The organism is Capnocytophaga sp. oral taxon 335 str. F0486 (assembly GCF_000277665.1).
In the GTDB taxonomy this organism is placed as follows: domain Bacteria; phylum Bacteroidota; class Bacteroidia; order Flavobacteriales; family Flavobacteriaceae; genus Capnocytophaga; species Capnocytophaga ochracea.
In genome coordinates, this window is the sequence record NZ_AKFR01000011.1 from 1 (window position 1) to 25,164 (window position 25,164).

The 25,164-nt window shown below is 36.5% G+C and carries 23 protein-coding genes; 12 read left to right on the top strand and 11 right to left on the bottom strand.

What is annotated here, in order from left to right:
- Positions 1–242 precede the first annotated feature (242 nt).
- A complete protein-coding gene (locus HMPREF1320_RS01665) occupies positions 243–590 on the bottom strand; it encodes a transposase (protein WP_232207514.1) in 348 nt (115 codons plus the stop codon).
- 248 nt (positions 591–838) lie between these two features.
- Between HMPREF1320_RS01665 and HMPREF1320_RS11775 the strand changes: the two genes are divergently transcribed.
- From HMPREF1320_RS11775 to HMPREF1320_RS01725, 12 genes are all read left to right on the top strand, one after another.
- Positions 839–1,036: a phosphinothricin acetyltransferase gene (locus HMPREF1320_RS11775; RefSeq protein ID WP_316927901.1), complete on the top strand. Its 198-nt coding sequence runs from the start codon at positions 839–841 to the stop codon at positions 1,034–1,036.
- A gap of 235 nt (positions 1,037–1,271) precedes the next feature.
- Entirely contained in the window at positions 1,272–2,081 is an 810-nt protein-coding gene (locus tag HMPREF1320_RS01670; protein WP_009417212.1) for an RHS repeat domain-containing protein, read from the top strand.
- Between the two features lie 268 nt (positions 2,082–2,349).
- Positions 2,350–2,532: a hypothetical protein gene (locus tag HMPREF1320_RS01675; RefSeq protein WP_009417229.1), complete on the top strand. Its 183-nt coding sequence runs from the start codon at positions 2,350–2,352 to the stop codon at positions 2,530–2,532.
- Positions 2,519–3,082: a GNAT family N-acetyltransferase gene (locus HMPREF1320_RS01680; RefSeq protein WP_009417239.1), complete on the top strand. Its 564-nt coding sequence runs from the start codon at positions 2,519–2,521 to the stop codon at positions 3,080–3,082. The genes HMPREF1320_RS01675 and HMPREF1320_RS01680 overlap by 14 nt, the downstream gene beginning before the upstream one ends.
- Before the next feature lie 24 nt (positions 3,083–3,106).
- On the top strand, positions 3,107–4,231 hold the full coding sequence (locus tag HMPREF1320_RS01685; RefSeq protein WP_009417242.1) for a DegT/DnrJ/EryC1/StrS family aminotransferase: 1,125 nt from the start codon (positions 3,107–3,109) through the stop codon (positions 4,229–4,231).
- A 39-nt stretch (positions 4,232–4,270) separates the two neighbouring features.
- Positions 4,271–4,483 (top strand): hypothetical protein, encoded by a 213-nt coding sequence (locus tag HMPREF1320_RS01690; RefSeq protein ID WP_009417222.1) that lies wholly within the window; start codon positions 4,271–4,273, stop codon positions 4,481–4,483.
- A gap of 97 nt (positions 4,484–4,580) precedes the next feature.
- Positions 4,581–6,626, top strand: coding sequence for a UvrD-helicase domain-containing protein (locus HMPREF1320_RS01695; protein ID WP_009417219.1), 2,046 nt, complete (start codon positions 4,581–4,583; stop codon positions 6,624–6,626).
- Between the two features lie 33 nt (positions 6,627–6,659).
- Positions 6,660–7,628 carry a glycoside hydrolase family 130 protein gene (locus HMPREF1320_RS01700; protein ID WP_009417204.1) on the top strand — a complete coding sequence of 323 codons (969 nt, stop codon included), beginning with the start codon at positions 6,660–6,662 and terminating at the stop codon, positions 7,626–7,628.
- A gap of 118 nt (positions 7,629–7,746) precedes the next feature.
- Positions 7,747–8,976, top strand: a complete 1,230-nt coding sequence (locus HMPREF1320_RS01705) for a 3-deoxy-D-manno-octulosonic acid transferase (RefSeq protein WP_009417216.1) — start codon at positions 7,747–7,749, stop codon at positions 8,974–8,976.
- An 868-nt stretch (positions 8,977–9,844) separates the two neighbouring features.
- A complete protein-coding gene (locus tag HMPREF1320_RS01715) occupies positions 9,845–10,621 on the top strand; it encodes an acid phosphatase (protein WP_009417233.1) in 777 nt (258 codons plus the stop codon).
- Between the two features lie 11 nt (positions 10,622–10,632).
- Positions 10,633–11,847, top strand: coding sequence for an OprO/OprP family phosphate-selective porin (locus HMPREF1320_RS01720; protein WP_009417231.1), 1,215 nt, complete (start codon positions 10,633–10,635; stop codon positions 11,845–11,847).
- A 256-nt stretch (positions 11,848–12,103) separates the two neighbouring features.
- Positions 12,104–13,390 carry a histidine-type phosphatase gene (locus HMPREF1320_RS01725; protein WP_009417236.1) on the top strand — a complete coding sequence of 429 codons (1,287 nt, stop codon included), beginning with the start codon at positions 12,104–12,106 and terminating at the stop codon, positions 13,388–13,390.
- A 132-nt stretch (positions 13,391–13,522) separates the two neighbouring features.
- Here HMPREF1320_RS01725 and HMPREF1320_RS01730 read toward each other — a convergent pair whose 3' ends face one another.
- The 10 genes from HMPREF1320_RS01730 to HMPREF1320_RS01775 form a co-directional block, all read right to left on the bottom strand.
- Positions 13,523–14,608, bottom strand: a complete 1,086-nt coding sequence (locus HMPREF1320_RS01730; RefSeq protein ID WP_009417214.1) for a GDP-L-fucose synthase family protein — start codon at positions 14,606–14,608, stop codon at positions 13,523–13,525.
- Between the two features lie 2 nt (positions 14,609–14,610).
- Positions 14,611–15,768 (bottom strand): GDP-mannose 4,6-dehydratase, encoded by a 1,158-nt coding sequence (gmd, locus tag HMPREF1320_RS01735; RefSeq protein ID WP_009417234.1) that lies wholly within the window; start codon positions 15,766–15,768, stop codon positions 14,611–14,613.
- A 125-nt stretch (positions 15,769–15,893) separates the two neighbouring features.
- Positions 15,894–16,733: a glycosyltransferase family 2 protein gene (locus HMPREF1320_RS01740; protein WP_034553838.1), complete on the bottom strand. Its 840-nt coding sequence runs from the start codon at positions 16,731–16,733 to the stop codon at positions 15,894–15,896.
- The gene (locus HMPREF1320_RS01745) at positions 16,733–17,773 is read right to left on the bottom strand and encodes a glycosyltransferase family 4 protein (protein ID WP_009417206.1); all 1,041 of its coding nucleotides are present in this window, start codon (positions 17,771–17,773) and stop codon (positions 16,733–16,735) included. Before HMPREF1320_RS01745 ends, HMPREF1320_RS01740 begins: the two co-directional genes overlap by 1 nt.
- The gene (locus HMPREF1320_RS01750; protein ID WP_232207522.1) at positions 17,770–18,693 is read right to left on the bottom strand and encodes a glycosyltransferase family 2 protein; all 924 of its coding nucleotides are present in this window, start codon (positions 18,691–18,693) and stop codon (positions 17,770–17,772) included. The genes HMPREF1320_RS01745 and HMPREF1320_RS01750 overlap by 4 nt, the downstream gene beginning before the upstream one ends.
- Entirely contained in the window at positions 18,656–19,600 is a 945-nt protein-coding gene (locus tag HMPREF1320_RS01755; protein ID WP_157446748.1) for a hypothetical protein, read from the bottom strand. Before HMPREF1320_RS01755 ends, HMPREF1320_RS01750 begins: the two co-directional genes overlap by 38 nt.
- A gap of 172 nt (positions 19,601–19,772) precedes the next feature.
- A complete protein-coding gene (locus tag HMPREF1320_RS01760; RefSeq protein ID WP_009417245.1) occupies positions 19,773–21,479 on the bottom strand; it encodes a family 6 glucosyltransferase in 1,707 nt (568 codons plus the stop codon).
- Entirely contained in the window at positions 21,476–22,477 is a 1,002-nt protein-coding gene (locus HMPREF1320_RS01765; RefSeq protein WP_009417238.1) for a glycosyltransferase family 2 protein, read from the bottom strand. The genes HMPREF1320_RS01760 and HMPREF1320_RS01765 overlap by 4 nt, the downstream gene beginning before the upstream one ends.
- The gene (wzx, locus tag HMPREF1320_RS01770) at positions 22,474–23,886 is read right to left on the bottom strand and encodes an O-unit flippase-like protein (protein ID WP_009417213.1); all 1,413 of its coding nucleotides are present in this window, start codon (positions 23,884–23,886) and stop codon (positions 22,474–22,476) included. Before wzx ends, HMPREF1320_RS01765 begins: the two co-directional genes overlap by 4 nt.
- The gene (locus HMPREF1320_RS01775) at positions 23,883–25,160 is read right to left on the bottom strand and encodes a protoporphyrinogen/coproporphyrinogen oxidase (protein ID WP_009417225.1); all 1,278 of its coding nucleotides are present in this window, start codon (positions 25,158–25,160) and stop codon (positions 23,883–23,885) included. The genes wzx and HMPREF1320_RS01775 overlap by 4 nt, the downstream gene beginning before the upstream one ends.
- Positions 25,161–25,164 lie beyond the last annotated feature (4 nt).

Here is a 25,164-nt window from a genome sequence, read left to right on the forward strand (position 1 = left end):
TTGAATAAGTAAATCATTATTATTCAATATCATAAAGAACTTATCTCTCCCTATTTTTGCTACCTGATGTATCTTATCTGATAACATATAATAAAGCTTCTTTCCTCCTATCTTGGGCAGTTCTCGACGTATTTCCTGTACCATCTCAATAATTATACTCTCACTGAGTGCTACCTCCTTAAACGATTTAACTGCTTTATAATGAGCTTGTCTACTAATACCAAAACACTTGCAAAGAGCGCTTATCTTTTCTGTTTTGGAAAGTACTTCAATAACTCTTGTTCTAACTTTTTTTTTATTTCATCGCCCATTCCTGTTTCCTGACCAAGAATTTGAAAATAAGTCTTATAAACTTTATTCTCTAAAGTCGTTTCAGCAAAAGCCTCTTTAAGGGCTTTTAACTCCTTTTTAAGAGCTTGAAGCTCCCCGATTTCATCAATTGTTTCCACGCGTACTATTTTATTTAATAAGTGATTTTTACCATACTTTTTAAGCCATTTTTGAATCGTTGTACTTCCTCCAATGCCGTACTTGCGTCGGCAGTTTTCAATACTCAATCCGTTTCTCTCAATCTCTTCTACGATACTCAACTTAAAGCAATCACTGTACCGAACTGTTTCTTTCCTCCCTATTGTCATATCTTTTTATGGTTTTTAGTGTAAACCTATTTCAGGATATGACAAATACAACAGTGCTAAAAATGTTAAAATCGGGGTTTCGAGGCGAAAGAAAAAGGAAGAGGTGATAGGCCTCAGGCCTTAGGCACTAGGGGATAACCTCTCCCTTTACACATACTCCGCTCTCGCGGACTTCCGTTCAAAGGGGAATGTGGTGAGTCATTTATTCGGTAAGCCCCCGAACCCCCGAAGGGGGACAAGCTGTAAAAGGAGACAAACCTCCCCTTTTACACATACTCCGCTTTTGCGGTGCACATACCCAGCTGTCGCTGGCTATCTTCAAAGGGGGAATGTGGCGACGGGAAAGGGGTGGGGTCGTAGCACGATGGGTGATTGAAAGTAGTACGACAGGTGATTGAAAGTAGTGTTTTATTACATCGAATAGAGGTTAAATAAGGATAGAGAATTTCTTTTTAAAAGAGACACAAACGACGACTATTTAGTTATAAATATAACAAGAGAGGCTTTATTATCATCATTTTACTTTGTTTTGGCATAGTTTTGGTGAATAGGTGGATATGGCGTATTGGTACATTTAGAAATCTTTTGTACTTTTGCACCCCAAAAAAGTATTATTTTAAATAGAACATTATTATGAAAAGAATCATAGCCATTGCCTTATTAGCTACTACTGTCGCTTCTGGGCAGAGTCACAAAAAGAATGGTTGGGAGCGTGCTCAGCTGAAAGGAAAAGTAAAAACGGTTGTGCAATCGGGTATCCAAGTTGGTGAAAACGGAGAGGAAATACCGATGAACTCTGAACTTTTTTCGCAGTTTGACAAAAAGGGGACTGTTGTAAAAATGCAATCGAAGCAAAATGGAATGACGATTAAATTCGTGGATGTGTATGACAAAAACGGGAATATGTTAGAGTCGGCTTCGAGAGATGATTCGAACACGTTGCTTTCTAAGAACGTGTATGAGTATGACGAAAGAGGGAATCTTACCAAGCACGATGTAGAGACGCCCGATGGGAATATTTTTATGAGCCGAATAAATGTTTATAACGAACAGAATCAGCTTGTAGAACGCACGGATTGTATAGCAGGAATGTGCCAAGATAAAACTACTTATAAGTATACTCCTGAGGGGAAATTATCGGAAGAGTCTAAATTCACAAAGGACGAGCTTACCAGCAAAACGGTATATACTTACGATGCGAAAGGGAATGTGGTAGAAAAGCAAGTATTTGACAAAGATAACGCTTTGAAACAGAGAGTTGTTTCAGCTTTTGACAAAAATGACAATGAGGTGGAGGTTAAATACTTTGACAAAGATGGTAACGTTACTAAAACAGAGACTTACGAGTTTGTGTATGACAAGAAGAACAACTGGACAAGGAAAACAATGTCGGTTAACGGTCAGCGTGTAACGATTTTCACACAGAAGTTGAAATATTTTTAGGAATAAGAAGTTTTTTTAATAACATAAGGGTTGGCTTACGAAGGTGAGTCAACCCTTATGTGTTAAGAAGGGGAGATTTTTATATAATTCAAAATATTTTTGTATCTTTGCACTGTGGGAGGCAGTGTTTAATGGCTATATAACCGTGGCGCGGTAGGCATTAAGAACTACGCGGGTAGTTGTAGTGCGACGGGCTATTAGGGCTTTGACAAAAGTCGTGGCAAAGCAACACTAACTATTAAGGATTAAAAACTAAGAATTAAGTATTATGGCAAGAGAAATAAAACCAACACCTGTATTAGAAGGGCAAGATGTAATAGAGTTCTACAAAAAATTAGCAGGTTTTAGACGAAGCTTAGCTGAAAAAGGAATTACACGTGAGAGCGTTCGCAAGAATGCTATGCTATTGAAGTCAATTTTTAAAGACGATAGAGATAATGCAAACAGATGATTTTGTACAACTTTTAAAAGGCTTATCTTTTTTTCGACTTAAAGAAGGACATACAATAAAGCCTTTTGATTGTGGAGACGACGATTTGAATGAGTTTCTTTTTGAGGAAGCAGTTCCTTACCGAAAACAATTACTTGCCACCACTTTTGTTATTGAAAATGATGAGCGTACTTTAGGTTATTACAGTCTATTGAATGATAGTCTATTACTCAAAGAAGAGATGTTCTCATCAAAAAGTCAGTATAACAAATTTCGCAGAGAGTTATTACCCTATCCTAAACGGCATTTAAACAACGTTCCTTCTCTAAAAATAGGGAGATTGGCTATCGATAAAACTTTTAAAGGTAAGGGGTTAGGAAGAATTATTATTGATACTATTATCAATCACTGTGTAGATTTGAATGAAGATGAGGCTTGTCGTCTTATTACAGTTGATGCATATGCACAAGCAGTAAGTTTCTATCAAAAGATAGGGTTTGAATTTCTAACGAAATTAGATGAAGGAGAAGAAACAAGATTAATGTTTCTTGATTTGATAAGTTTTTTGTAACGAACAATTAATAATATTCGACATATGAAAAAAATACAAATGGTTGACCTACAAGGTCAGTACGAAAGAATTAAAAACGACGTACAAGCCTCTTTTGAGGAAGTACTCAGCACTACCGCCTTTATTAATGGACCTCAGGTACAAGCCTTTCAAAAGGAATTGGAAAAATATATGGGGGTAAAACACGTAATCCCTTGCGCCAACGGTACCGATGCCCTCCAAATAGCAATGATGGGTCTCGGACTCAAAGAAGGCGATGAAGTTATCACTGCCGATTTTACTTTCGCAGCAACCGTAGAAGTGATTGCCTTGCTGAAACTCACCCCCGTACTCGTAGATGTATATGATGATACTTTCAACATCAATATCGAGGCTATTGAAAAAGCTATTACTCCTCGCACGAAAGCGATTGTACCCGTGCATTTGTTCGGTCAGCCAGCCAATATGGAAGCTATTATGGCTTTGGCTAAAAAACACAACCTTTTCGTGATTGAAGACAACGCGCAAGCCATTGGTGCTGATTATACTTTTGCCGATGGTCACAAACAAAAAGTAGGCACTATCGGTCACGTGGGGGCTACTTCTTTCTTCCCTTCTAAGAACCTCGGTTGCTACGGCGACGGAGGGGCTATCTTCACTAACGACGACGACCTCGCTTACACTCTTCGCGGTATCGTAAATCACGGTATGTATGTGCGTTATCACCACGATGTAGTAGGCGTAAACTCACGCCTCGACTCTCTACAAGCGGCTGTGTTGCGCGCCAAACTCCCTAACCTGAACAATTATAACGCCCGCCGCCGTGAAGCAGCTCGCAAATATACCGAAGCACTGAAAGGCAATCCTCATATCATTACCCCTGTAATCGCCAAAGGTAACGACCACGTGTTCCACCAATATACTCTCCGCATCACTAATGGCAAACGCGATGAACTCGCTAAGGTTTTTGGTGAAAACGGAGTGCCTTTTGGTATTTACTACCCTATACCATTACACGCCCAAAAAGCCTATACCCGCAGCTCTTATAACGAAGCTGATTTTGGCGTTACCAATAAATTAGTACAAGAAGTCATCTCTCTGCCTATGCACACCGAGCTTGACGACGAGCAAATAGCGTTTATCACAGAATTGATAAAGAAAACAGTGTAATTGTAGGTCGTGGTACGACGGGCAGTTACCTATAATCTTATGACAAAGACGGTATTGCAAATAGCTATTGATGAGGAAGACTTACCTATTTTCAACTCTCTATTTGAAAAGTTTGAGGTAGAGAGTTCTGTTATAGAAGAAAAGACTAAACCTCTTTTTACGATTGCTGTAGAAGATATACAATCTGTTGCTTTAGAGCGATTAGGCAGAACACTCAGCGATGATGAATTACTCACAGCTAAAAGGGGTTAGAATGGGGATTGCTTACAGATATTGATGCTGTTTATAGTGCTATTTTTGATGAAGTGATAGAAAATAAATAAGTTTTGCAAAGTCTAAGAACATTTTTATGGAAGCAAAATTGAATCAACTCAATGATAAACAATTAGAAGCTGTAGTAAGTGAAAGTAAACGCTTATTAGTACTCGCTGGAGCTGGCTCTGGAAAAACCAAAACTCTTTTAGAAAAATTATCCTATCTAATGAATATTAAAAGAGTAAAACCTGCTAACATCTTAGTGATTACTTTTACCAAAAATGCTACTAATGAAATGATTGACAGACTCATTTTTTCAAGTGAAGAAGGAGGCTTGTATCAATCTTTTATGAATAATACTAAGATTAGTGATGCCGAAAAAAATACCTATCGAGATAATTTTGTGAAAGCAAATAAAAGACTGTCCAACCTTTCTATAAGCACTTTTCACAGTTTCTGTTATAAGGTACTTCGCAAATATGGTGTAAGTGAGTTCGATAACCAATTTAAAGTTTTAAACGATAGTAAAAAAAGTAAAAGTGAAGATGATTTTGTTTATGAAAATACTCCTGAAACCGACTTTGAAATCGCAAGCAAAATTCTCAAAGAAAATTCTAACAATAGAGAATACTTATTAGACTTAAAACGCTATATCCTTGATTATTTTGTAGATAACGGCTATTTTCATTCCCATAAAAAAGAAGAGGGGTTTCACGAAGAACAAAAGTATTATACTTCACTCAACGGAACAAAAGTGCGGTCTAAATCTGAACGTTATATAGCCGATTGGCTCTATAGACACAATATAGATTTTGCATACGAACCGTATCTCAACTGTAAAGATTTCTATTTTCACCCTGATTTCTATATCCCGCAAGCCGATATTTACTTAGAGCACATCAGCAATATGAGTGCTGCTGTTAAAGAAAAAGATGAACAGTACAAAAAGGCTAACAAAACTCTTTTTAAAACATACGAAGAGGTTGAAGCTAAAGATACTACACTATTCAATTCGGCTTTAGATAAGATTGTTAAAAATAGATTACCTGCCAATTATCACAGTGATGTCGCTTTGAGTTTTGAAGAGGAATTCAATGCTTATCACAAAGAATTAAACGATTTTATCACTCAGTCCTTACGGGTAATTAAGATGATTAAAGCTGAAAATCTATCACCCGAAGAAGTGTTAGTTAAAGCTCTCACCGACCCACATCAGCGTATCAGAGATTTTTATAATTTGGTGATTCCGCTAATGGAAAAATATCAGGCTTATTGTGTGAACAAATCATACCTCGATTTTGAAGATATGATTATTAAAACCATTGATTTGTTCAACCACCGACCCGAAATAGCTGAACAACATCAACAGATGTATAAATATATTTTGGTAGATGAATTTCAAGATGTAAACAACCTACAAGTAGAATTACTGAAAAAACTCTTAACTACCGATAATCAACTTTTTTGCGTAGGTGATGATTGGCAAAGTATCTATGCGTTCAGAGGGTCTAATGTAGATTATATCATCAACTTTGAAAAGTATTTCCCTAATGCCGAAGTAATTAAACTCAATCAGAATTACAGAAGCACTGAACATATTGTTGGAGCCAGCAATGAAGTGATAAAACACAATAAATTCAAAGTAGAAAAAGAGATTTTTGCAAATAAAAAATCGGAAACAAAAGTAAATATTTTTGCAGGTAGCAATGAAGATGAAAATATTGATTTTGTAGTGAGTGAAGTTAAAAAGCTTCTCAATAAGGGTTACAGAAAGGAAGATATACTATTTCTATATAGGCGTAGCAAAATGTTTAGCAATTACTTGAGCCGATTTAAAACCCAACGCGTTTTTGTACAGGCTAAAACGATGCACTCAGCAAAAGGATTAGAAGCCAAAGCTGTTTTTATCATAGGGCTCACTCAGGGTAAAGGAGGATTCCCTGATATTTGGTTAGAGGACAGAATTTTCCAAGTTGTAAAACCCACTCAACACGATTTGCTAATGGAAGAAGAAAGACGTCTTTTCTATGTAGCTATTACAAGAGCTAAAGACCAACTATACCTAATAACCGAAAAGAATAACGAATCGATGTTTTTAGAAGAAATTCCTGATAACTTTGTTGTGAAAACTATAATTTAATAAACTGAATAACTAATAACTAAAACAAAAATAATGAGTCAAAAAATTCCTTGGCAAGAACGCCCTGCGGGTTGTACCGATGTAATGTGGCGTTATTCTGAAAACCCTATTATCGGTAGGTATGATATCCCTACTTCTAACAGTATTTTTAACTCGGCTGTTGTGCCTTTTGGCGACGGCTATGCAGGGGTTTTCCGCTGCGACAACAAAGCAGTACAAATGAACATTTTTGCTGGTTTCAGTAAAGATGCTATTCATTGGGAAATCAACCACGAACCTATCGTGATGAAAGGTGGTAATACTGATTTCTTACACTCTGAGTATAAGTACGACCCTCGCGTAACTTTTATCGAAGACCGCTATTGGGTAACTTGGTGTAATGGCTATTGTGGCCCTACTATCGGGATTGCCTATACTTTTGATTTCAAAGAGTTTTTCCAATGCGAGAATGCCTTTTTGCCTTTCAACCGCAACGGAGTGCTCTTCCCTGAGAAAATCAACGGTAAATATGCAATGCTTAGTCGCCCAAGTGATAACGGACATACACCTTTCGGTGATATTTTCATCAGCTATAGCCCCGATATGAAATACTGGGGTGAACACCGCTGCGTGATGAAAGTAACACCTTTTATAGATAGTGCTTGGCAATGTACCAAAATAGGGGCAGGAGCTGTGCCTATCAAAACCAAAGATGGATGGCTATTGTTCTATCACGGGGTGATCAACACTTGCAATGGTTTCCGCTACTCTATGGGGGCTGCACTATTAGACCTCAACAATCCAAGCAAGGTAATCGCTCGTACACAGCCTTACCTCTTGGCGCCTGCAACTCTCTACGAAACTACCGGCGATGTGCCTAATGTGGTATTCCCTTGTGCTGCCTTGCATTCTATCGAAGAAGACAAAGTAGCCGTGTACTACGGTGCTGCCGATACAGTAGTGGGCGTTGCTTTCGGACGTATTTCCGAAATCGTAAAATTCACCAAAGAAAATTCATTGTAAATAGATAAATATAACAAGTAAAAAAGCGCAAGCCGTCGGCTTGCGCTTTTTTTATTGTCCCTTTTTTACTACCTTTGCGCCTTGTATCGTCATTTGTCATTCGTAATTCATCATTAAAATGTACACATTCTCTCTTTATATCATCAAGGCAATCCTCCCCCTCGTTGCCCTATTCAACAAAAAAATACACCTCTTTGTAAGCGGACGTAAAACCGTATGGACTACCCTTACCGCAAAACTCGACCCTCATACCCGCTATGTTTGGATACATACGGCTTCTCTCGGCGAGTTCGAACAAGGCTTGCCCGTCGTTAAAGCCCTGAAAAAACAAGGCTATAAAATACTCATTACCTTCTTTTCTCCCTCAGGCTACGAGGTGCGCAAAAACACCCCCGATGCCGATATAGTGGTCTATCTTCCGCTTGATACACCTGCTAATGCACGCAAGTTCGTGCAAATAGTAAATCCTGCAATGGCTATTTTTGTGAAATACGAGTTTTGGGTCAATTACCTTATCGAGCTCAAAAAAGCACAAATACCTACTTATTTGCTCTCCGGTATTTTTCGCAAAAATCAAATCTTCTTCAAGCCTTATGGCGGAATGATGCGCCAAGCCCTGCATTCTTTTACTCATTTTTTTGTGCAGAACGAGCTTTCTCAGCAACTACTTAAAAACTTAGGCTTCAATAATGTAACTGTCAGTGGCGACACCCGCTTCGACCGTGTAGCCGAAATATTGCAACGAGACAACCATTTAGATTTTGTAGAGCAGTTCAAAGGAAACAATCTATGTGTGGTCTTCGGTAGTTCGTGGGCTACCGACGAAGACATTTACTTGCAGTATATCAACACTTGCACTGCCCCAGTGAAGTTCATCATTGCCCCTCATAATATTCATCCTACCGATATCGCAGAACTCAAACACAACCAGCAGAAGTTAAGCCGTAAAGTTGCCCTATTCTCCGAGAAAGACTCTCTTAACCTTTCTGATTACGACGTACTCATCATCGATACCATAGGCATTCTCACCAAAGTGTACAGCTATGCCGATATAGCCTATGTAGGAGGTGGAATGGGCACTACGGGCTTACACAATGTCTTAGAGCCCGCCGTATTTGGGGTACCTGTAATCATCGGTAAGAATTATGAAAAGTTCAATGAAGCAAAGGAGTTAGTCACCTTAGGAGGCGTTCTCTCCGTAAGCAGTAAAGAAGAATTCGCTCAGGTGATGAATAACCTTGTTACTTCACCCGAAAATCGCATCGCTATAGGCAATATCAATCGCCAATATATAAACGAAAAACAAGGCGCTACTAAGGCTTTTTTACAAGCAATAACTTCGCTTTAGCCTCGCCTTACCGCCTCTTTATTTTCGTTTTGCCTTCACCTTTCCGTCGCTACATTCCCCCTATTATCTCCGTCATTCGTCATTTGTTCCTCGTCATTCCTTCCCTTTTCCGTCATACTCCCCCCTATTGCCTAGGGCCTAAGGCCTAGTGCCTCTTCCTCTTTCTTTCGCCTCGAAACCCCGTTTTTACCATTTTTAGCGCTGTTGTATTATATTATGAGTCAACTACTTATATACCCTTCCTATACCAATCGTCCAAGATTCGTATAAGCTTCCTATAAGCTCTCTATAAGCTACCCCCACCCTCCTTACACCCTTTTTTCACCAAATTTTCTCTCAGCTCTCTTCCGTTCTTTTCCGATATCTTTTGAAAGCCCCTAGCAGTCCCAGCATATCTCTTTTTCATCTCAAACTTTGCCCAAGTTAATTGCCCGTCGTGCTACGACCTTTGGCAAAGTTGAATAAACTAACAATCCCTCTGCTGGTTTACAAGACGTAGCCTTGATTTTGTTTAAATTTTGTTTGATTTCTGAGGCATAGCCTCATTCCTCTAACTCAACCTCACACTCCTTTTTCTAATTTCCTCATTCTCTCATTTTCTAATTCTCTCATTTTCTAATTCTCTCATTTTCTAATTCTCTCATTTTCTAATTCTCTCATTTTCTAATTCTCTCATTTCTCCCCCGCCCGTGCACCTCGCACCTAAAAACCACAAAATCACCACATTTGTTTTTATTTCTTTCTTTTTTAGTAAATATTTTTTTGAAATAATTTGCACATTTATTCTTTTCTTTCTACATTTGTAGTGTTTTTTAAAACCTAAATACCTTCCAAAAGAGAATACAATAAATTTTAACTGTATAATAAGATGAGAAAAACATTATTATTCGTAGCCTTGCTATCGGTGATGGCAACTACATTCGCACAAGAAAAAATCAAAGACGTAAGAACCAAACCCGACCTCTACTTCTTGCAAATCGGTGAGGTGGCAAACAGTCTTGAACTCCTACCTCCTCCTCCTCAACCAGGTAGTATTCTTTTCCTTAACGACGAAGCCCAATACCAGTGGGGCTTAATGCAACGCCGTACCCCTCGTGGTGAGCAAGCCGTATCCGATGCTCGTGTAGACGGTCCTGGCGTGCCTAATGCTTTTTCCGAAGCTTTTGGCATCAAGATTTCTAAGGAAACTACTCCCGAAATCTTCAAACTTGTCGTAAATATGCGCGAAGATGCAGGCGACCTCGCTACTCGTGCCGCCAAAGAACACTATATGCGCGTGCGTCCGTTTGCTTTCTACGAAAAGACCACTTGCAACCCCGAACAACAAAAAGAACTCTCTACTAATGGTTCTTATCCCTCTGGTCACACCGCTATCGGGTGGGCTACCGCTTTGGTGCTTGCCGAAATCAATGTCGATAGACAAAACGAAATCCTCAAACGCGGATATGAAATGGGACAAAGTCGCGTGATTTGTGGCTACCATTTCCAAAGTGATGTAGATGCTGCTCGTCTCGTAGCAAGTGCCGTAGTAGCGCGTCTCCACGCCAATGATGCCTTTATGAAACAACTCGAAAAAGCTAAAAAAGAGTTTGAAGGACTTGTAAAAAAAGGCAAAGTAAAGAAAAGTGAACGTATGACTAAATAAAATTTAAGACTATGAAAAAGATATATTTTATGATGTTCAGCCTAATGGCTGTGGGCTATACCTATGCCCAAGAAGAACCAACCACCGTTACCGATACCACCGAACCTATGCCCGCTACACCTATACAGGAAGCTCCTAAACCCGAAGAAAAGTTAGAAGTAAAACCCGGAGGACGTATTTTATTGGACGCTGGTTATTTCAATGCCAATGAGCAAAAAGATAAGTTTGTAAGTGGGGTAGCTATCCCCGATGTGCGTATGGGCTTAGGCGTACGCTATGGTAATTGGAAAGGAAAAGTAGATATCGGCTTTGCTTATGGCAAAGTTTCTCCTAAGGATATCTTTATCGAATACGGTTTCAGCAAACACACACTTTTGCGTGGAGGTTATTTCGTACACCAATTCGGTATGCAAAGTGCCACCAGCTCTTCTTTCAAAATATCGATGGAAGAACCCCAAAGTAACGAGGCTTTCTTCAACTCTCGTCTCATCGGTTTGATGCTCTTACACCAAAAAGATGACTTTATGGGTACTTTAAGCCTCTTTGCCGAAGGTGAAACGATGAAGAAAAGCTCTGATGCTACAGGCGACCAAGGTATGGGTATGATGAGCCGTTTGCTCTATCGCCCACAACGTGAAGAAGGCAAGATTTTTCACGTAGGACTCTCAGGTGCTTTCGAAACACCTCGTTATAACGAAACACCAGCACTTAACCACAACTCTTATGTGCTCAAAACACCTTTCCCTACTCGTATCGCTAAGGTAACCGCACAACAAGCAACTATTGATAACGCTACTTTCCTTTATAAATTCTCCCCCGAATTGCTCTTTGCACGTGGTCGTTTAGGGTTAGAAGCCCAATATTACTATGTGAATGTAAATCGCAAGAGTGGTTTCGATAATTTCAAAGCAAGTGGTGCTTATGGTATGTTCCGTGCTATCGTAAAAGGAAGCCCTTACGAATATACTGATATCGATGGAGGTATCGCTACTCCCAGACCTGGTGCTATGGAACTCGTTGCCGGTTATAACTATACCGACTTATCCGACCCTAAAGCGGGAATCTTAGGAGGTCGCCTCAACGATTATTCACTTACATTCAACTATTATATCAATAAGTATATGATTTGGCGTGTACGTGCTTCCTACACTGGTGTTACTTACCGTGAAAGCATTCCCGACACCAATTTAAGTCTTATCGAAACTCGTTTGCAAATCAAGTTCTAAGTGCGAGCCGCACGGGCAATTGTAAAAGGACTGTTTGAAAAGTTTTTATAGAGGTATAATTGTGGATTGTCCCCCTTTTGGAGGGGGAACGGGGGAGGTTTATTATCATATAGTTATAAAAGACCTCCCACCATATAGCGCAGTCACAAACTTTGCCAAAACTCGTAGCACGAGATGCAATTAAAACTTTGCCAAAGTTTCAAACTTTGGCAAAGTTACAAAGTTAAAGAATATAATTATCTAATTAAAACGCAGTATGAAAATAAGAATCATAACTCTACAAGCATTACTACTCCTCTTGTGTCCGCTCTTAGCGATGGCACAACTCAACCGCTCCGAAAGTTTTAAAAGCCAATACAAGCTCAAAGAAGTGGTGATCCTCAGCCGTCATAACATTCGCTCCTCTTTATCAGTGAACGGGAGTACCTTGCAAAAAATGACGCCTCACGAGTGGATAAAATGGAGCGCTGCCCCCAGTGAACTTACCCTTCGTGGGGGAGCACTTGAAACCATTATGGGTCAGTTTTTCCGCAAATGGACAGTAGCCGAAGGACTTTTTACTGAAAATGCAGTTCCCTCTGTTGATGAAGTGAATTTCTATGCTAATAGTATGCAACGCACCATTGCGACGGCACAATATTTCTCTTCAGGATTTATGCCCGTAGCCAATTTGCATATCAACCACCGCTTTACCCCCAGCAAAATGGACCCTGTGTTTTTCCCTGCGCTTACCAAAAGTAGCCCTGCTTTCAAAGCACAAGCAATGAAAGAAATTGCTGCTATGGGAGGTAAAAAAGGCATTGTAGGCATCAACGAGGGGTTGAAAGACTCTTACCAACTCTTGGAAAAAGTACTTGATTTGAAGAACTCACCCGCTTGTAAATCCGGTGAAGTGTGTGCTTTCAACGATTACAACACCCAATTGAAACTCGAAAAAGGCGATGAACCTAATATGAAAGGTTCGTTGAAGTTAGCCAACTCCGCTTCCGATGCTTTTATCTTGCAATACTATGAAGATAAAGACCCTGTGCAAGCAGCTTTTGGCAACAACCTCACCACCTCCGACTGGGAAAAAATCGCTAAGGTAAAAGATGTCTATGGCGATGTGCTTTTCACCGCTCCTATTGTAGCCGTGAACGTAGCACACCCACTACTAGTGTATATGAAAGACGAGCTCAACGCCAAAAACCGCAAGTTCACATTCCTTTGTGGTCACGATTCTAATATTGCCAGCGTGAATGCAGCTTTGGAAGTAGAAGAATACAGTTTGCCTAAATCTATTGAGAAGAAAACCCCAATAGGTAGTAAACTCGTGTTTGAAAAATGGGTAGACAACAGCGGTAAAGAGTTTGTATCGGTAAACATTGTATACCAAACCACCGAACAATTGCGTGGCATAGAGTTATTGGATATGCAAAATCCGCCAGTGGTATTCCCACTAAAACTCAAAGGCGTACAAGCTAATGCCGATGGACTTTACACCTTAGAAAGCGTAAACGACCGCTTCGACAAAGCCATTCGTGCTTACGAAGCTATCAAATAGTATAGTATATCTATTGAAACAATAAAAAAAGCTGTCCTGAGATAGGACAGCTTTTTTGTTTCACATATCTTTTTAAGCAAAATCTTAAAATTCTTAGTCCAAATTCACATTAAAGAATATGAAAAAAATTAATTATAAGAAGTTTTGATTTTGCAAATAATACTCATACATTAATTTAATTCCCTCTTGGAGTTCTATGGAATGTTTCCACCCTAGTTGGTGTAGCTTAGTAGGATCGGTGAGTTTACGCATTGTGCCATCGGGTTTGGTGCTATCGAAGACTATTTTTCCTTGATAACCAATGACTTCTTTTATCATATAGGCGAGCTCTTTAATAGAAAGTTCCTTGCCTGTACCAATATTGATGTGGGTGTTGCGGACTTCTTTGGCATTAGCGGGATATGTATCTTTAAAATTGATACGTTCCATTAGAAACACACAAGCATCGGCCATATCTTCACTCCACAAGAACTCGCGCAAAGGTGTGCCAGTACCCCATAGCGTAACTGTTTCGGCTGTAATACCATATTTTGATAAGATTGTTTTTATTTCTTCTTGGCTGTTTTTACCACTTATTCCTTCTACCGGACGCTTGTTGAGGTCTGTTTTTACTGCTTCCCAATCATTTTTAAGCAAGGCATTTGCTAAATGTATTTTGCGTACCATCGCTGGCAATACGTGAGAATTTTCGAGGTGAAAATTATCGTTAGGTCCATAGAGATTGGTGGGCATTACAGCAATATAATTAGTGCCGTATTGCAGGTTGTAACTCTCGCATAACTTGATGCCTGCAATTTTGGCAATAGCATAAGGTTCATTAGTATATTCTAACGGAGAGGTGAGCAAACAGTCTTCTTTCATAGGCTGAGGTGCTTCCTTAGGGTAGATACAAGTACTCCCCAAGAATAACAATTTTTTCACCTTATTTTCGTAAGCCGAATGAATTACATTGTTTTGAATCATCAGGTTTTCGTAGATAAAATCGGCGCGATAGGTGTTGTTAGCCATAATGCCCCCTACTTTGGCAGCAGCCAAGAAGACATAATCGGTTTTTTCGTTTTTAAAGAATTGAGCGACGGCTTGTGCATCACGTAGGTCGAGTTCGGCACTTGTTCTGCCTATCAAATTGGTATATCCTTTTTGAGAAAGATTCTTCCAAATAGCAGAACCCACCAAACCTTTGTGTCCTGCAACATATATTTTAGCGTTTTTATTCATTGTTATTCAAAGTAATTCATTACAGTGAAGCCACCTTCTTTGAGGTAAGCATCGCGTTTGAAGAGTTTGATATCCGAGCGCATCATATCTTCAATCAGTCCTTTGAGGTCATACTCAGGTTTCCAACCTAAAACGGTTTGCGATTTGGTAGGGTCGCCGATGAGCAAATCTACTTCGGTAGGGCGGAAATACTGAGGGTCTACATTCACCACTTCGGGGTTATTGGCAATACGTTCGCGTATGGCGCTGAGGTACTTTTCGCCTACTTTTTCGCTGAAAACAGAAGCATCTACCGCTGTGATATAGCCTTTTTCGTTTACGCCTTCGCCCTTAAATTCGATAGTGAGACCTATTTCTTTGGCAGCCATTGTGATAAAATCGCGGATGGCGGTAGTGATACCTGTAGCAATTACATAATCACTAGGAGCGGGTTGTTGCAAGATGAGGTACATCGCCTTGATATAGTCTTTGGCGTGCCCCCAGTCGCGTTGAGAGCTGAGGTTACCCATATAGAACTTATCCTGCATACCCAACGCTACCCTGCTCAGAGCACGAGTTACCTTGCGGGTTACGAAAGTTTCGCCGCGTATAGGAGATTCGTGGTTGAAGAGGATACCATTAGAGGCGTGCATATTATAGGCTTCGCGGTAATTCACAGTAATCCAATAGGCATACAATTTAGCGACTGCATAAGGCGAACGCGGATAGAAAGGAGTGCGCTCACTTTGAGGTACTTCTTGCACTAAACCGTAGAGTTCGGAGGTAGAGGCTTGATAGATACGCGCTTTTTCGGTAAGCCCCAAGAGGCGTACAGCTTCAAGGATGCGCAAGGTGCCGAGACCATCGGCGTTACCGACGTATTCGGGAGTTTGGAAACTCACGTGCACGTGACTCATCGCAGCGAGGTTGTAGATTTCATCGGGTTGTACCTCTTGGACAAGGCGTGTGATATTCATACTATCGGTAAGGTCGCCGTAGTGTAAGATGAGATTGCGGTGTTCTAAATGAGGGTCTTGGTAGAGGTGGTCGATACGGTCGGTATTGAAGAGAGAGGATCGGCGTTTCATACCGTGTACTTCATATCCTTTTTTGAGGAGGTATTCGGCGAGATAGGCGCCATCTTGTCCTGTGATACCTGTAATGAGTGCTTTTTTTGTCATTTTATTATTGGTGTAATAAAGGTGATTGTTCAAGGGGCGAAGTTACAAAAAATATTCTAATTTCGATAACTTCTTAAAATGTTTTTGTCTCATAGAGATAAACCTCTATTTTTTATTTTTATATGCTAAATATTTTTGAGAGTATCTATATCTCTGAGTGTTTTCTTATTAGCTTTCTTTCTTTCCTTATCAAAAAACCAACCGTACTTATTGAAGTAATAAATAGCGGATTTGATATGGGCTTTTAATAGTTTGATATTTTTATAGGAAGCTTTTTGATATTCGTGTACAACAACAGCTTCAGGGAAGAAGATAGTTTTGTAGGCACGGTGGATGCGACGGTTGAGGTCGAAATCTTCCATATACATAAAAAATTGTTCATCAAATAATCCTACTTTCTCAAGGGCTTCTGTGCGCAAGAACATAAAGCAGCCTGAGAGTATGGGGATATTCATTGTTTGGTTATAGCTAAAGTTGTGTAACTCAAAATGTTTGTTGCTTTTATCTTTCCATTTTTTAAAAGGGATAAAACGCCTAAAAATGAGGTCGATAGGAGAGGGGAGGAGTTTGCAAAGGTATTGCAATTGACCATCGGGATAGATGATTTTTGGCATTATATTGCCTACCTCGGGGTGCTCATTCATATAATGAGTGAGTTTTTCTAAGGCTCCTTCTTGTATTACAATATCAGGATTTAAGACTATGTGATAGGGTAGTCCTTGCTCCATAGATTTTTTGATAGCAATATTATGAGCTTTGCCATACCCCATATTCTCGTTGTTGAAAATATAGTGTATTTCCTTATCGGGGTACATCGTTACTACGCTTTTGAGCACATCGGTAGGCGAGTTGTCGACAAGGAACAACTGTAGCACTCCACTTTTGCAAGCAAAGTAGCTATCAATAACCCTTTTTAAAGGGGTAAGGTCGGTTTGATATAACACTATGGAGGCAGAGAGTATCATTAGTTTTTCCAATATAGTTTTAAATATTGATTACTCATATTTTCAATGCTATAATCATCTATGGCACGTTTGTATATATTTTCAGCGTACTGTTGTTTATTATTAAAGGCTTTTGTAATAGCCTCGGATAGAGAGGCTATGTTATCTAACTCATAGAAAACTACTTCTTCTTGGTTGTATTGTTCTTTAAAAATAGCAATATTAGAACATACGGTAGGTAATTTGCACTGTCCTGCTTCAATAAGTGAGAGGCTAAAACCCTCGGAATAGGAGGTCGCAGCATATACATCAAAATACTTTAAGTAACTAATAGCGTTCTTTTTGTAGCCCAAGAACCAACAGCGATCGTACACGTTTTCTCGCTTAGCTAAGGATTTTAAATTTTCTAACTCTATGCCATCTCCTACTATGATAAAGAAATAATCGGGGAGGTGTTTTAGAGCTAATATAGTTTGATGTATTCCTTTTCTTTTGGTGAGCAAGCAATGGGTTCCGATGACCTTAAATTGTTTTTTAATGTTTAATATTTGAGATTCTTCGTCTACTTTGGCTTCTATTTTTTCTTTGTGATAGACTCTTCCATTATAGATCACTTGATAAGGTTTGTGAATTCTATTTTTATAAATATTAGCCATTAAATGGGTAAGATAGACAATAGAGTCTTGTTTATTTAATATTTTCACCCATATTTTTTCGAATATATAGGCTATAAGTTTGTTGTAATTGCCTTTTAAATTGTCGTAAATAATTTGGTGTAAGGTAGATATGAACTTACATTTATCAGTTTTTTTTCGGTGATACCAAGTATAAAGGTCAGGACGGAGCATATTTGTGTGTACTACATCATATTTATTGAAATCTATTTTTTCAAAGAAAGAAATAGGATAGGTATTACAGGGGAAAATTACTTCAGTATTTTCTTTATCAAAATAGTATACATCTATTTGCTCTGCATTGTTTACAAGTCCTTGAATAATATCTTTTACAACAATTATGGGTCCTTGATTTTTGAGCGATGGTAATATAAAGGCGATTTTCATTTCTTATAAATTTTGTATAAAACCCTGTTTTTAATATGTTGTAATTGATAATAAGGCGAAAAAAGAATTGCTAAAGGTAAATAAATAATTCCTTCTCTTTTTTTTCTTAGCACAAATTTTCTAAAAAAGAAAGAAGATATATCAAATGTTTTTTTTTCGAGATAGTTACTTTTCAATACTTTACAATAATTTTCTTCAGAGTAGCTATCAATATTTGTATTATTTTTCACTCTTTCCTTATATAATTTTCTTATATAATTAGCTGTTTTTAATTGTGCTAATCCCATGGAAGAAGCAGAATTTCCTTTTCTAATTCTCATGAAATATAACTTTTGAGGAATATTAGCAAGTTTTATTCCATTAGAAATGAGTCGTAGAATAAAATCATAATCTTCTGCCCCTGACATTCTATAGTTACCATATTTTTCATATATATATTTGTAAGTGAGCCAATGGTGAGAAATAGGAGTACCAAAGAGAGCAACTTTTTTAATTTTATCATAATCTTTTGGAGGGATTTCTTCTTGTAAAATATTGTCATTCTCATCTATACAAAAGAGATAAGAACTGACCAATTTTACTCCGGGATGTGTTTGTAGATAATTATAAAGAATTTCAATACGGGTATTTTCAGCAATATCATCTCCATCCATTCTAGCGATATATTTCCCTGTAGCTTGTCCTAGAGCAAAATTAAGAGTTGCAGCTATTTTCATATTTTGCTTATTTCTAAAGAGTTTTATTCTGTTATCTTCATCTGCTAATTTTTGGAGTACAGCAAAAGTATTATCAGTAGAACAATCGTCTACTATTATAATTTCTAAGTTATCATAGGATTGTAGCATAATACTTCGTACAGCTTTTTCTACGAATTTACCTACATTATAAGTGGGAATGAGTACAGATATTTTTTCTTTCATTTCTTTGTATGACATAAATTAAAGCTAAACATGAATAATAATAAGGAATTGCATATCCTACTAAGGAAAAACCACTAATAAATAAGGGTATGGTAAGGAATAGACTATATTTTTGAGTAGATTTTATAAGGGTTAAATTTGCTATTAAAAATAGGATAGTCCCAATTAATCCGGATTCTACAAATTGAATAACAAAAAGATTATGCCCTCCTATTTCCATGTATTTGTAACTATTAGCAAAACCTACTCCTAATAGAAAATCTAAAATAGAACAATGTTTCATATATTCCCATGTAGATGCTAAAATTTCAAATTTAGTTGAAAAACTTCCATCATTTTCTATTGTAGGGATTAGGAAAAAAACTATTAAACTCACAAAAATCATCATTATGAGGATATGATAGAATCTGATTTTTACCAATAAAAAATAAAGCAGAAAAAGAGTTATAAAAGTAGTAATTATTGCACTTCTTGACAAGGTGCCTACAATGAGAATAAATAATAATATCAAGGGAATAATACTTTTTACATATTTTTTTTTTCGTAAATAATAATAATAAAAAAAAGCAATAAGTCCATAAGTTCCTACAAAATTAGAGTCCATAAACATTATACTTGAGTATTTATAGGCATAGAAAAGCATTCCATCCATATCTCTATAATCTTTTACGGCTCCTTCTAATAGAAATATGGGATGAGTAAGTCTCCAATATGCTTCAATAGTTAATAGTATTATAGTAAACCAAACAAAATATTTAGAATATTTTACTAAAATTTTATTTGTACTATAAGAGGCTATATTAAGTACTGTTACAAAATATATTAAGGAAAAGAGGACATTTATTAAAGCTGTATTATTAGCTTCAAGGAAAAATTGAGTTATAATGAGATAAATAATATATATCATATATATAATCCACAATTTACTAGTACGAAAGGGAATATGATTGAATATTCTAAGACTTAACATTACTATAGTTCCTATCAAATAGAAAAAATATATAGGACTTATAGGAACTATTTTAGTAAGATAAAATCCTGAAAATGTGATTATAAGAGAGAGAGAGAGATTGCGTATATTAAATGTTAATTTCATTTTCAAGTTGTATCCATTCTTTGGGATAAGGAGACATCCCTTTCATTTCTATTTTCCAAGGTTTTTTAGGAACTACTACATTATCAGGCTTTGCAAGTATTGCAGTCCACCAAGCGAAAGTACTATTTCCTATGACAAAATTACTAAATTGTTGTAAAATAGCAAAATCTTCTAACACAGATTGTCCTTCTATTAGGATCACCTCATATAGTTTGTTTATTTTTTGTATATCCTCTTGTATGGCTTTAAAATCATCTGAAAAAATATATACTTTTTCAATTTTTATCTTATTAGAAAGTAAGGCTAAGGCTTTTAAATAGTATGACACTTCGATTCTGCTATAAATATTTTCATTCCCATTAGTAAAAAAATCTCCTCTGCGGATATGTATTGCTATATCATTTTTTGAAACGACATAAGAGGAGTTGTTGGGAACTAATTCCTGTGTAACTTTCCTTATTTGTTCTTTAAATTCATTTGTAATATACTGATAAGCTTGGTAGAAACCTATATGGTATTTAAAAATAGCTGTGTGATTTATCACTGGGCGATATACAGCCCATTCTTTTAAAGGCTCAATATCTATATTTATTATTTTACTCCATAAACTTTTGTACAGAGGCAGCCATTGCAAACGTTTCAGCACAGCAAACAAATATTTAGGGATATAAGAAAGTTTTAAATCTAATTTCTCAGGTAATTCAGTGAGAAGATTCCGTTTGTTTTTATCCTTTGTGTTTCCTTTGGTTTTTTGATAAAAAGTAATCATCCTTACATTCTCAAACCCTTGTTTTTTAAGATAAAAAGCATACGAAAGCATATAGAGTTGATTACCTAAACCTCCTTGCAAAAATACATAGTTAGTTTGGTTATGGAATATAGATTTAAAAAACTGTGTAAAATTTCTTTTTATCATATTTTTTAAATTATCAAATTGCCATTCAAATTTCGTTAATTTTTTGTTTGTTTGCCCTCTAAGCCATAAATGTCCGCCAAAACGATAATGTCCTTTGTCTTGAAGAATAATTTTTGTTTTTTCTATAATTTTTTTTCTTTCTGCATCAAAATATCCTATAGGTAAGATACGGACTTCATTTTTGTGATCATAAAAATAGCGATTTAGATGACTTTCGTCATGCCACAAAGCAACAATATTGTTTTCGAGGTCTTTTTGTGTATTTTTAGCTAATGTATGAATGAGAGTTAAATATTCTTTAGTTTTTCCACCATTTAAACTACCCATAAAATAGTTTTCCCCTTCATCTTCTTCCATATAAGCTAATGAAAGAGGAGTTCTATCATAGGTGAACATATTTCGATTATTAAGAAAGATAGGATGTCTAATTCCTAATAAGTTTTCTTTAATAGGTAAGAATTCTTCGGCTTCAACATTTTGGATAAATTTCATATTAGCGTTGAAGAAGAAGATATAGTCCATCTGCTCAAGCTCCTTTTCAGCTTTTAGAAAAATTTCAAATCGCATAAGTGTATCATAGGGCCAGCCTAATTTTTGTTGGTAGATACGTTTTACACGTTTTGTATCTTCTCCCTCTATAGAGTTTTGTGTATCAGTAAATACAAAATAGTGTTTAGTAGCTTCTGTAATAAAGTACTTTTCAGCGCTTTTAAAAAAGTCTTCCCAAAATGTAATATATCTACCTGTAGCAATGTATAAAATACCTATATTCATAGTTTTATAGTTGTTTTAGGCTTTAGCATAAAGTGTAATTTTATAAAAACACGCCAGCCTAAGAAAATTAATTTGTCAAAAAATATTATTTTGCTTTTTAGTTCTCTTATTTTCTGGTTTATTTCAGGAAAGTTAACTTTAAAAACTTCTTTTGCACCTATGAAATGTAAAAGTTCTCTATTTTTTTGATAAATATAAAATAATTTTTTATATAATGTTGGATAGCTTTTTACTATGTCATTTGTGATTATTTTATCTTTCTCACTCATTCTTAAGATAGTATCAGAGTTCATACTCTCATTTTCTGAAATTCTATATAATGATAGAGTATAATCAAATAACTTAAATGTTTTTCCAAGATAGGAAAGCCTTACATACATTTCATAATCTGATGAAGGAAAATAAGAATCATTAAATCCATCTAAATTTATGAATACACTTCTTTTAATTAGTACTCCAGTAGGAGCACAACTATTACCAAATGAGAAATCAAAAGGTATAATACTTTTAATAGTCATTTTTTTAGAATCTCTTTTTGGTATATTTTTATAATTAGAAAAAACTTTTATATCTAAGAATAAAGCATTTATATCATAATTATATTTCCTCAATATACATTCTACTTTCTCTACGTAATCATTATACAGCAAATCATCATCGTGAAGCATTACCACAAAGTTTGTTTGAGCCAGTTCAAAAAGTTTGTTCCAATTACCTGTCATCCCTATGTTCTCAGTGTTTTTATAATAAAACAGATGAGGAATAGCTTCATACTCTCGTAACAATTGTTCTGTTTTACACTCTCGCTCAGGATTATTATCTATTACCATTATAGCGAAAGGATAGTTTGTTTGTTGAGCTAAACAACTATCGATGGTTTCTCTAAGCAAATGAGCTCGTTTGTAGGTAGGGATTGCGATTGTAATTTGAGCTCCTTCAGGAACCGTTCCTTGCTTTATAGCTATAGAGGGTATTTGGGTTACTGCTGTATATCTCATTGAAAAAAGGTTTTTAGTTTGTAATACGTTTCTTGTACGCCTATATGTACGAATTGGAGCATTGTGATTTTAAACTCTCTAAGTACAACAAGTGGCCATTTCCAATTGTTGTACACCACTTGACAAAAGCCTTGTACGAGGACTAGACCTAAAATTCCTAAGAAAGTGTATTTCAACACTACAAAGCTCCCTATCGCTATCCCAATTCCTGCTATAAGAGCTGGTTTAACAAAAGGGATGTTGTTTTTACTGATAATAGCTGTAGCAAAATGTGAGTGATTGTTTTCTAAAAGTACAACTATTATATAAAGGCAAAGAATAAGTTTATTGGGCAAAAAAGCATTTGAGTGTATGTAATTTAAGGCTGTATTGCCAAAAAACAACAAACTGCATCCGCCCAAAGTAAATAAAATATAAAAAATGATCATACTAAAGGCAAACAATTGTACAAATCCCTGCTGATTACCTTCTACACGTAAGGCTGCAAATTTGGGTTGGAAGGTAATAAAAAAAGTAGTAGCTACTGCCGAGAGTATGTTTACTAATTGCATCATCAATCCATAAGAAGCTATTTCTGCGTTTGATAAGTATAAACCAGCTAGAAACATACTAAATTTTGTAATAGCATAAGCTCCTACAAAAACTAACCCCAATTTTTTAGCATTGTACCATATAATATCAAAAGTTGCACTGATTTCTTCCTTGCTAATATTGTAAGGTTTCAATTGGTTTTTAAAATCTTCTGTGAAAAGGAATCGATAACACAACATTCTATTTACAAAAGGAGCTATAAAATTTGCCAATACAACTCCCATCAGTCCCCAACCTAAATACAAAAATAAAAAAGTAAGTCCTATATAAACAATCCGAGAGGCGAGTAAAGCTATCTTTGTTTCTTTGATAGCACCTTTTCCTGTCAAAAGGAAATTATAATATTCATAATAAATAGTAAAAGCTGTAGAAAGCGAAAAAAGTATCCAAATAGGTAATGAATGGGCTACAGAATGGAAGCCATCAGTAACTTTATAAATATATAAACTTCCGACCGTTAGCATTACCAATAGTACGAACAAAGCCAAACGGAGATAAACAAACTGACCTACTTTTACGAGAGTTGCAATTAATCGGTAGTTGATACCCACTTCTCCAGAGGGAGTATCGTCTATACCTTCTTTTTTTAGTTTTTGTGCTCCTCCATACACATAGCTCACATTTCGGCTAAATTGAGGAGAAAAACCAAAGTCGAAGAGGAGTACTAACGATGAAACGGTTAGGAAAATATAGTTGAGAGCTATTTCTTCAACTGTTAGCATCTTTAAAATAAGAGGTAGGGTAATGAGCCCTGAAGCTAAACTAAAGAACTGTGCTATATAATTCCAAAGTACATCTGTTTTACTTATGTTTATCATCTGTTTTCTATTGTATTAGCTCCTTCAAAGCCGCTTAGTAAACTTTGGTCACTCCAAAAATAATCCCATTCTCCAAACCGTCCTATACTAATAATACCTACTGACTTCAAATAATCTTGTATTAGTGCTACATTGCTTTTCCTATTGAAATCAAATACTACGTTAGCGTATTTTTCTTCTCGATAATCGGAAACTGCAATGTCGTTAAGCTCCCAAAGTTGCATCTGTATGCCTTTCTCTATGATATGAGCAACCAAACTATCACCAGAAAGCTGTTTAGGCTTCATTTTTGAAAAATAAGTCTCAAATTGTAGTGAACTTTTTCCTTTTGGTACATTATATGGAGACTTTAGTGAAGGAGAATAGGCTCTTGCAGGCAAAATATCCTCATCATAGATATAAAACCATAAGTGTTTAGGTATATTAGGGCGATTGAATCCTATAGACACTAACTGACCTGAGGTTGCCAACAGTTTCTTACCTGCTTCAAGAATGCTTTTAGGAGCATCTTTTATAATTTTTACTATCTCAGGCAGAGGTAAAGAGCTAATAAGTTTTTCATAGTTAGTTTCTGAACCATCTGTAAAACTAATTTTCTTGTAAATAGGGTCAATAAGAACAACTTCTTTTTGTGTTTTTATAGATGTATTTGCAGCCATTGTATTTAGGAAACTTTTATAGCCTCCTTGTTGTGGATAGCACATCTCTTGAGCGTAATAAAAGTTCTCTTCTTGCACTTCAAAAGCTCCTCTTAATAGAGTTTCTAAAGATGGAATACTAATCCGACCTCCTAACCAGTCTGTAGTGAGCTCTTTTGAAGGAAGTGCCCAATACTTATAAGTGTATTTTTCTGAAAAATGCTCTTTAAAATACGTTCCAAATTGCACTAATAGCCAATCTTCATAATTCTGAATAGTATTAAGAGTAGGTTTAGCAACAAAGTCTTCTATAATTTTTACCTTTTCTTCTATGGATAGGGGAGCAAGGTTGTTTTGGACTGGATGTTTTAGCCATAAATTCTTATAGTAATTAGACGATTCAGGTTTATGACTATAGAAAGTAGTATTGTTTTGGAAAAGATTTTTTACTACTTCTGATTTTGTAAAAGAAAGATGGACAAACTTATCAAACAAGAAACCTTCTCCTATTGAGAAGTTATCACACAATCCTCCCCAAAAAGCATTTTTCTCAAAGATAGTATGTTCAATACCCCTTTGTGATAAATGGTATCCTGCTGCTATGCCTGCTATGCCTGCTCCTAAAATTGCTATCAAGACT